The 9,029-nt window shown below is 73.1% G+C and carries 8 protein-coding genes; 5 read left to right on the top strand and 3 right to left on the bottom strand.

Going from position 1 to position 9,029, the window contains the following annotated elements; all coding sequences use genetic code 11:
* The 3 genes from ACFQ87_RS25530 to ACFQ87_RS25520 form a co-directional block, all read left to right on the top strand.
* Window positions 1-321: YcaO-like family protein (locus ACFQ87_RS25530; RefSeq protein ID WP_380613127.1), on the top strand; the 321-nt coding region annotated here is incomplete at its 5' end.
* Between the two features lie 59 nt (window positions 322-380).
* Window positions 381-2,009: a SagB family peptide dehydrogenase gene (locus tag ACFQ87_RS25525; RefSeq protein ID WP_380613126.1), complete on the top strand. Its 1,629-nt coding sequence runs from the start codon at window positions 381-383 to the stop codon at window positions 2,007-2,009.
* A 166-nt stretch (window positions 2,010-2,175) separates the two neighbouring features.
* Entirely contained in the window at window positions 2,176-3,240 is a 1,065-nt protein-coding gene (locus ACFQ87_RS25520) for a sensor histidine kinase (RefSeq protein WP_380613125.1), read from the top strand.
* Window positions 3,241-3,285: 45 nt separating this feature from the next.
* Here the strand turns inward: ACFQ87_RS25520 and ACFQ87_RS25515 are convergent, their stop codons facing one another.
* From ACFQ87_RS25515 to ACFQ87_RS25505, 3 genes are all read right to left on the bottom strand, one after another.
* Window positions 3,286-3,897, bottom strand: coding sequence for a DNA-binding response regulator (locus tag ACFQ87_RS25515; RefSeq protein WP_380613162.1), 612 nt, complete (start codon window positions 3,895-3,897; stop codon window positions 3,286-3,288).
* A gap of 185 nt (window positions 3,898-4,082) precedes the next feature.
* The gene (locus tag ACFQ87_RS25510) at window positions 4,083-5,039 is read right to left on the bottom strand and encodes a M56 family metallopeptidase (RefSeq protein WP_380613124.1); all 957 of its coding nucleotides are present in this window, start codon (window positions 5,037-5,039) and stop codon (window positions 4,083-4,085) included.
* An 8-nt stretch (window positions 5,040-5,047) separates the two neighbouring features.
* Entirely contained in the window at window positions 5,048-5,455 is a 408-nt protein-coding gene (locus ACFQ87_RS25505; RefSeq protein ID WP_380613123.1) for a BlaI/MecI/CopY family transcriptional regulator, read from the bottom strand.
* 205 nt (window positions 5,456-5,660) lie between these two features.
* Here ACFQ87_RS25505 and ACFQ87_RS25500 point away from each other — a divergent pair, with 205 nt between their 5' ends.
* Both ACFQ87_RS25500 and ACFQ87_RS25495 read left to right on the top strand, forming a co-directional pair.
* Window positions 5,661-6,410, top strand: coding sequence for an ABC transporter ATP-binding protein (locus ACFQ87_RS25500; RefSeq protein ID WP_380613161.1), 750 nt, complete (start codon window positions 5,661-5,663; stop codon window positions 6,408-6,410).
* A 6-nt stretch (window positions 6,411-6,416) separates the two neighbouring features.
* On the top strand, window positions 6,417-8,969 hold the full coding sequence (locus ACFQ87_RS25495) for an ABC transporter permease (protein WP_380613122.1): 2,553 nt from the start codon (window positions 6,417-6,419) through the stop codon (window positions 8,967-8,969).
* Window positions 8,970-9,029 lie beyond the last annotated feature (60 nt).

The raw sequence follows: 9,029 nt of genomic DNA, 5'->3' as shown, positions 1-9,029 counted from the left end.
AAAAACCAGCCTCACTTGCCCCCGAAGCGGGGTCGGACGGCGTGCGTCCCGGCCGACTTCCCGGCCGCCCCGCCCCGCGACCTGGGCGAGGAGGTGGCCGCCTGCGTGGAGACCGTCCGCGCCCACGGCCTCGACCTGCTGGTGCTCGACCAGACCCGACCCGACATCGGCCTGCCGGTGGTCAAGGTCGTCGTCCCCGGCCTGCGCCAGTTCTGGGCCCGGTTCGCCCCGGGCCGTCTGTTCGACGTCCCCGTCGCCCTCGGGCGGCTGGCCCGGCCCAGCCGCTACGAGGAGCTCAATCCGATCCCCCTGTTCGTCTGACCGACCGGTCGGACCGTCCGGCGGAGCCCCCGCCCGCCTTCAGCACTGAGGAGTCCCCCATGCCGACCAGCGACGGAATCCTCGCCGCGGCCCGTGCCGCCGGCGGAGCCCGCCCCCGCGCCCTGTGGTCCCTGCGCGAGGACGTCCTGGTCGAGCCGGCGGAGCCGGACGGTTCGCTGCTGCTGAGAGCCCGCTGGGGCGACTTCCGGCTGGACCGTCCGCACCCGCTGGTGGGGGAGACCCTGCAGCGGATGAGCCTGGGGCCGATCATGCTGGAGAACGTCTTCGCCGGGGCGATGCCCGCCTCCGGCGACGGCGAGCCGGTCCGGGACCAGGCCGGGCAGGCCGAGGTGCTGCGGGTGCTGCACCGGCTCCAGCACCTGGTGGTGCGCTCGCTCGGTCTGGAGGACGCCGCCCAACCGCTGCTGTCCGTGGTGCCGTTGGCCAGGGAGGCCCGGTTCCAGCCCGGGCCGGTCGACCCGGGCCGGCCGGTGCGGCTGTCCCGCTTCGCCTTCCTGCGCACCGAGGGCGCCGGCTTCGTGCTGGAGGCGCCCACCGCCCTGCACCGGGTCGAGCTGCACCGGCCGGAGAGCGCCCGGGTGGTCGGCATGCTCGGCCGCCCGGTGCGGCCGGCCGAGATCGTGCCGGAGTCGGGCCTGTCCGAACCGGTGGTGCTGGCGCTGCTGGCCCAACTGGCGGGCGCCGGGCTGCTCTCGGTCGCCGAGGACGGCGGGCCGGAGCCGACGGCCTCGGTGGAGCTGATCCGGCTGTCCGCCCCCACCTTCGGCGAGGACCTCGACCCGGTGCTCGCCGCCTGGTCGGGCCTCGACCTGTTCTTCCACACCCGCAGCACCACCGGGCGCCACGACGGCCCGTACGGCGCGACCCACCGGCTGCGCGGGCGCACCGACCCCGAGCCAGCGCTGCGCCCGCTCCCGGCCGGCCGGCGCCACCCGCTGGCCCGCCCCGACCTCAAGCAGGTGCTGGCCGCCGACCCGGTGCTGACGGCGGTGATCGAGGGCCGCCGCTCGGTCCGCGAGTTCGGCGCCGCCCCGTTCACCGCCGAGCAGCTCGGCGAGTTCCTGCACCGGACCGTACGCGTGCGCGGACTGCGGCCGGCGCCCGCCGGCGACCCGACCGGCGAACCGGTCAGCGACCGCCCGTACCCCAGCGGGGACGGGGCGTACGAGCTGGAGTTCTACCCGGCCGTGCGGGACTGCGCGGGGCTGCCGGACGGGATCTACTACTACGCACCCTCCGAGCATTGTCTGATCGCGGTCAACGAGGGTCAGGAGGAGCTGGACGAACTGTTCGCCGAGGCCGCGCTCAGTGCCCGGCTGGCCACCCCGCCGGCCGTGGTCGTCGCCATCACCTCCCGGCACCGCCGGCTGTCCTGGAAGTTCAGCGGCCTCGCGTACGCGCTGACGCTCAAACACGTCGGCGTGGTGACCCAGAGCATGTACCTGGTCGGGACGGCCATGGGCCTGGCCACCTGCGCGCTGCGCAGCGGCGACATCGAGCTGGCCGAACGGGCGCTGCGGGTCGACTGGCGGGCCGAGGCCACGGTCGGCGGCTTCGTCCTGGGCACGCTCCCGGAGGGCAGCCGCCCGGCCCGGGAGGGGCGGGCGGATCCGGCCGATTTCACGGGCTGGGACGAGTGCGCGAACGAGGTGTCGGCGCCGGGATAGTCGAGCCCTATACTCCCCCCAAGTCGCGTGGGGGGAGTACAGCTTGAGTGAGACCGTACGTGTGCGGAGCGGACCGGACGGATCCGGTGACGCGGGGGGGCCGCCGAGGGAAAACAGACCGCCGGGTTTCAATGCGCCCCCACCCAGGCTGGCCTTGGCCATTGTGGTGATCGTTCAGCTCGGCTTCGTGCTGATCGGCTTTCTGAACATGGCGACGAGTCATCCGACGGAAAGTCAATTCATTGTCGCGAGCCTGACATTCATCGCCGCCTCGGCGCTCCAGTTCGTCCATTGCGCACCCCGGATGCAGTGCGTCCGGGAGCGCTACGGACGCTGGACGCTGCTGGCGCAGGCGGTGCTGACGTACGTTCCGCTGGTGTTCTTCGGCTTCGCCTGGGGCGGGATGGCGGGCTTCCTCGGCTCCTCGGTGCTGCTCCTGCTGCGCGGCAAGCGGGCCGGGGCGGCCTTCGGGGCGGTGGTGGTGCTGTCCGGGGTCAGCGGCGCGCTGCTGGGCATCAGCGTGGCCGAGGCCGTCTACCTCACCGTGGCGACGGCGCTGACCGGGCTGATCGTCTTCGGCCTGACCAGCCTCGCCCAACTGGTCATCGAGGTGCGGCAGGCCCAGCAGGAGCTGGCCCGGCTGGCCGTCACCCGGGAACGGCTGCGGTTCGCCCGCGACCTGCACGACCTGCTCGGCTACAGCCTCTCGGCGATCACCCTGAAGAGCGAGCTGACCTGCCGACTGGTCACGGTTAACCCGGAGCGGGCGCTGGACGAGCTCGGCGGAGTGCTGGAGATCTCCCGGCAGGCCCTGGCCGACGTGCGCGCGGTGGCCCGCGGCTACCGGGACATGTCGCTGGAGCGCGAGGCCGTCTCGGCGCGGGGTGTGCTCGCGGCGGCCGACATCGAGGCCCAGTTCGACCTCGGCGGCATCCAGCCCACCGGGGAGGCCGACACGGTGCTCGCCACCGTGCTGCGCGAGGGCGTCACCAACCTGCTGCGGCACAGCAAGGCGGAGTGCTGCATCGTCAAGGGCCGGGTGGAGGGCGGGCGGCTGCGGCTCACCCTCTCCAACGACGGCGTCCCCGAGCGGGCAGTGCTCGGGGACGCGGATCGGCACGGCGGAGGGCTGGACAACCTGGAGGTGCGGCTCGCCAAGGTCGGCGGCCGGCTCAGCGCCGGGCCCGACGGGCGGGGGTGGTTCCACCTGGTGGCCGAGGTCCCGGCTTGAGCCGTGTTGCCGGGGCCTGTCCGGCGAAGATCTACCGGACAGGCCTCAGAGCAGCCAGCCGGATTCCTCGGCCAGCCTGATCGCGTCGATCCGGTTGCGGGCGTTGAGCTTCGTCACGATCGTCGTCAGGTAGTTCCGGACCGTCCCGACCGACAGGTGCAGGGTCGCCGCGATCTCCGCCGCCTCGGCCCCGCCGGCGGCGGCCCGCAGCACCTCGGTCTCCCGCAGGGTCAGCGGGTTCTGGCCGCTGTCGAAGGCGTCCAGCAACAGCTGGGGGTCGATCACCCGCTGACCCGCGGCCACCCCGCGCACCGCCTCGGCGAGCTGCTTCGGCGGCGCGTCCTTCAGCAGGAATCCGGACACCTGCGCCTCCAACGCCCGGCGCAGCGTGCCGGGCCGTCCCAGGCTGGTCAGGATCAGCGTCCGGCACTGCGGCAGCTTGGTCTTCAGGAGGCTCGCGGCGGTCAGGCCGTCCATGCCCGGCAGGTCGATGTCGATGATCGCCACGTCCGGACCGGTCTCCAGCGCCTTCGGGACCACCAGGTCACCGCGCTCGGTCTCCGCGACCACTTCGAGGTCGTCCTCCAGGTCCAGCAACGCCACGAGCGCGCCTCGGACCATGTGCATGTCCTCGGCCAGCAGAATCCGTATCACCAGGTAGTCCCCCCAGAGCCACGGCCGGGCGTGCCACCCGGACGGACCTCCGATGGTAGGGGAACCGGCGCCCGGGGGCGTCCAACACGCCCCGCGAGTTCGGCGGCGCCGGGCAGCTCCCGCGCCCGCCGTTCCCGTCCATCGCCCCTTCTCTCTCCGCCTCCGTCTCGCCGCAGGCGTCCGGTGGATCAGCGATGGGTGGCGGCGTGTTTGGCGAGTTCGAGCAGGGACTCCAGGTCGTGGGCGGCCTCGGCGGTGCAGAGGGCGGTGGTGAGGGCGAGGGCGGTGAGGGCGGCGAGGGGCCAGCCGCGGGGGGTCGGGGCGGGGGCGAGGAGGGCGGTGACCCGGCGGGGGACGGGCCCGAGGGGGTGCGGGCGGAGTCGGCCGAGGAGGGCGAGGGCGGCGGCCGGGATGCGGGTGCGGGCCCGGGTGCGGCGGGCGGCGAGGGCGGCCTTGCCGATGGTGCGGGCGACCTGTTCGCGATCGCCGACGGCCGCGGCGGCGCTCTCGTCGGCCCAGCGTTCCACGGTGAAGGTGACCGTGTCGGCGAGCGGCCGCAGGAACGGGTTGGCGGCCGCGCCGAGTTGGGCGAGGGCGACGAACAGGTAGTGGCGGTGGGCGAGGTGGGCCCGTTCATGGGCGAGCAGGACTTCTCGCTCGGCCGGGTCGAGCGCCGCGAGCATGCCGGTGGAGACCACGATCCGACCCGGCCGCCCGGGTATCGCGTACGCCTCGGCGGCCGGGTCGTCGACCACGACCAGCTGCTGACGCCCCGGCAGGCAGGCCGCCTCGGTGGCCGCGCGGGCCAGGGTGCGGGCGCGCCGCCACAGCATCCGCCCTGCTGTCGCGAGGGCGACGGTGAGCAGGGCGCCGGCGAGTACGGCCACCGAGAAGGAGGCCGGGTCGTGGTGCTGGGCGGCGGGCGCCGACCAGTGGTCGTGGGCGAGCCGGGCCAGCAGCGGGATCCGGATCAGCCCGGTGACGGTGAGCATGCCGAGCGCCGCGGTGCTCGCGGCGGCCAGGACCAGCGAGCCGACGGTGAGCAGCCAGGTGGCCGGCCGGGGCGGCAGCCGTTCGCCGACCGGCCGGGCGAGGAGTGCGGCGAGCAGGGGGAGGAGCAGCGGCAGGTAGACGGCGATGCGCATCGGGCCGCCTACGCTCCGGGTCCGAGCGCTCCCGGGCCGAGCAGTCGGCGCAGGAACTCCTCGTCGTCGTCGGAGAGTTCGTCGATGAAGTGGGTGAGGACGGCTTCGCGGTCGTTGCGTCCGTCGAGCATCCGGCTCATCTTGCGGGCGGCGAGCTCGGATTCGTCGGAGACGGCGGTGTAGGCGTAGGCGCGGCCGCGCTTGGCCCGGCTGAGCAGGCCCTTGCCGTGCATGCGGGTGAGGGCGGTGACGACGGTGGAGTACGCGAGCCGGGCGTCGACCTGTTCGAGTACCTCGCCGGGGGTGAGCGCCTCGGGGGCGGCGTGTCGGAGGGCGGCCAGGATCTCGGCTTCCAGCTCGCCTTTGGCCCGTCCTTCGGCCGGGGTGGGTTCGTGTACGCCCACGTACTTGGTCACCTCCCGCGCTATCTTCTACATTCCACGTAGAAGTTTTACGTCTGATCGTAGAAGTTTCTGCCTGCCCAGAGTCTGCCATGCCCCGCGCCACGCGCGAGCGGCGGGCAGCGCACCCACGAGCACGTGCGGTGAGCGAGCGCAGCGAGCGAACCGGAGAGAGGCGCGCATGAGCACAGCAACGGCGGCCGGAGCCCCGCCCATGACCATGGCGGCCCGTGCCGAGGCCCTGACCAAGGCGTACGGCTCCGGCGAGACCAGGGTGGTCGCCCTGGACGCGGTCGACGTCGCCGTCCGGCGCGGCGAGTTCGTGGCGATCATGGGTCCGTCCGGTTCCGGCAAGTCCACCCTGATGCACTGCCTGGCCGGGCTGGACACCGCCACCTCCGGGCAGATCCTCATCGGCGACACCGAGATCACCCGGCTCAAGGACAAGAAGCTCACCCAGCTGCGCCGCGACAAGGTGGGCTTCATCTTCCAGGCGTTCAACCTGCTCCCCACGCTCACCGCGCTGGAGAACATCACGCTGCCGATGGACATCGCGGGCCGGCAGTGCAAACCGGGCGGGGCCGACCAGGCCTGGGTGGACAAGGTGATCGACACCGTCGGCCTGTCCGGGCGCCTGAAGCACCGGCCGACGGAGCTGTCCGGCGGCCAGCAGCAGCGCGTCGCGTGCGCCCGCGCGCTGGCGAGCCGACCGGAGATCATCTTCGCCGACGAGCCCACCGGCAACCTCGACTCCCGGGCCGGCGCCGAGATCCTCTCCTTCCTGCGCCAGTCGGTGGACGACCTGGGCCAGACCATCGTGATGGTCACCCACGACCCGGTCGCCGCCTCCTACGCGGACCGCGTCCTCTTCCTCGCCGACGGCCGGATCGTGGACGAGCTGCCCGAGCCCACCGCCGACTCCGTACTGGACCGGATGCGCCGGTTCGACGGCGCCGGGCGCAGGAGCTGACGGGGAGTGTTCAAGGCAAGCATCCGCAACTTCCTGGCCCACAAGGGCCGCATGGCGCTGTCCACCCTCGCCGTCCTGCTCGGTGTCGCGTTCGTCTCCGGCACCCTGGTGTTCTCCGACACCATCAACGTCGCGTTCACCAACATCGCCGGCTCCACCGCCGCCGACGTGACGATCAAGCCGAAGCAGGCGTTCACCCCCGAGGTCGAGGACCGCGGCCTGTCCGGCGAGACCCCGACCCTGCCCGCCGCCGTCGTGACCAAGGTCGCCGCCGTCCCGGGCGTGCGGGCCGCGCACGGCCAGGTGAGCCTGCAGAACCTCACCGTCGTCGACAAGGACGACAAGCCGGTCGGCCCGACGACGGGAGCCCCGACGCTCGGCCAGAACTGGTACGACGATCCGCAGGTCCACCTGGTGCAGGGCCACGCCCCGACCCACAGCGGCGAGATCGTCCTCGACCAGGCCAGTGCCCAGCACAAGGGCATCCACCTCGGCGACCCGCTGCACATCCTCAGCCCGTCCGGCTCCACCCCGGGCACGTTGGTCGGCGTCGTCACCTTCATGACCGGCAACCCCGGCGTGACCATGGCCTACCTCGACACGGCCACCGCCCAGGCGCAACTGCTCGGCAAGCCCGACCAGTTCACCGGCGTCACGGTCGACACCGCGCCCGGCACCGGCCACGCCACCGCCCAGCAGCGGATCAAGGCGGCGCTCGGCGACGGCTACTCGGTGGCCACCAAGGAGGAGCAGGCGCAGACCGCCGCCCAGCAGATCAGCTCCTTCCTCGGCGTGGTGACGCTCGCCCTGCTCGGCTTCGCCGGACTGGCGGTGCTGGTCGGGATCTTCCTGATCCTCAACACCTTCGCGATGCTGGTCGCCCAGCGGACGCGAGAGTTGGGCCTGCTGCGGGCGTTGGGTGCGGGCCGGGGCCAGGTGCTGCGCTCGGTGCTGACCGAGGCGCTGCTGCTCGGTGTCATCGGCTCCACGCTCGGCCTCGGGGTCGGGATCGGCCTGGCGGCCGGCCTGAAGTCGCTGATCTCGCAGTTCGGCGTCGACCTGTCCGGCACCGCGCTGGTCATCAACCCGGTGACCCCGGTCGCGGCGTACGCGGTGGGCGTGCTGGTGACGCTGGTCGCCGCGTACCTTCCGGCCCGGCGCGCCGCCCGGATCTCCCCGATGGCCGCCCTGCGCGAGGCCGCCGTACCCGTCGCGCCGAGGCTCGGCCGGCGGACGGCGCTGGGGGCGGTGCTGCTGGTGGCGGGGCTGGGTCTGCTGTACGGGGCCGCCACGCACCACGCCACGATCATCACGGCGGGGGCGCTGCTCGGCGGCGGGATCGTCGCTTCGCTGCTCGCGCTGGTGGTGCTCGGCCCGGCGCTGTCGCGGGTGGTCGTGTACGGGCTGGGCGCGCCGTACCCGGCGCTCTTCGGCACGGTCGGGCGGATGGGCCGGCTGAACGCCGTCCGCAACCCCCGGCGCACCGGGGCGACGGCGGGCGCGCTGATGATCAGCCTGTCGTTGGTCGGCGCGGTCGCGGTGCTGGCGGCCTCGCTCACCACCTCGGTGGACCGGGACGTGGACAACACCTTCGGCGCCGACTACGTGCTCTCCGGCAACGGTGCCACGCCCATTGGTCACGAGGTGACGGACCGGGTCAAGGCCGTCCCGGGTGTGCAGGCCGTCACCCGGCAGCGGTACGCGGTGGCGCACCTGAACGGGTTCCAGCTGGCGTTGTCGGGCGTGGACGTCGCGACCGTGGACCAGGCCGTCAAGCCGCAGTACGTGGCGGGTTCCACGGCGGACGTGGCGGCGGGCAAGGTGATGGTCGACCGGACCACCGCCGACGCCGACCACCTCTCGGTGGGCTCGCAGGTCGAACTCCACTTCCTGAACGGCCGGGTGGGCACACTGACCGTCGGCGCGATCAGCAAGCCCCCGGCGGGCGCGGGCAAGGACGGCGGCAGCTGGGAGGTCTCCCTCGACACCCTCAACAAGTTCGCCCCCGAGGCGCAGGACTTCGCGCTGTACCTCAACACTGCGACCGGGGCTGACCGTTCGAAGGTCCAGGCCGGTCTGGACGCGGCGCTCGCGGGGTACCCGCAGGTGACCGTGCAGAGCCAGGCCGACTACAAGAAGTCGATCACCGGCCAGGTCGACACCGTGTTGTACCTGGTCTACGCCCTGCTCGCGTTGGCGATCGTCATCGCGGTGCTCGGAGTGGTCAACACCCTTGCCCTGTCGGTGATCGAGCGTACGAGGGAGATCGGCCTGCTGCGCGCGATCGGCACCTCGCGCGGGCAGGTCGGCCGGATGGTCCGGCTGGAGTCGGTGCTGATCGCCGTGCACGGCGCGCTGCTGGGGCTGGGGTTGGGCCTGGCCTGGGGCGTCGCGGGGCAGAAGGTGTTGACCCTCTACGGCATCACCGCGTTGAGCATCCCGTGGACCACCATCCTCGCGGTGCTGGTCGGCGCGGCGGTGGCCGGACTGGCCGCGGCGGTGCTGCCCGCGGTGAAGGCGGCCCGGATGCGGGTGCTGGGGGCCATCGCCACCTCCTGACGGCAGCGGGGGGGGGGGTGGGGTGGGAGGGGTGGGGGTGTCCCGGTTTGTTCTCCTCCC

Source organism: Kitasatospora sp. NPDC056531, from assembly GCF_042794375.1.
GTDB lineage: Bacteria > Actinomycetota > Actinomycetes > Streptomycetales > Streptomycetaceae > Kitasatospora.
Note: the sequence above shows the minus strand (reverse complement) of the source record. Positions and strands in the feature narration are given on the sequence as shown.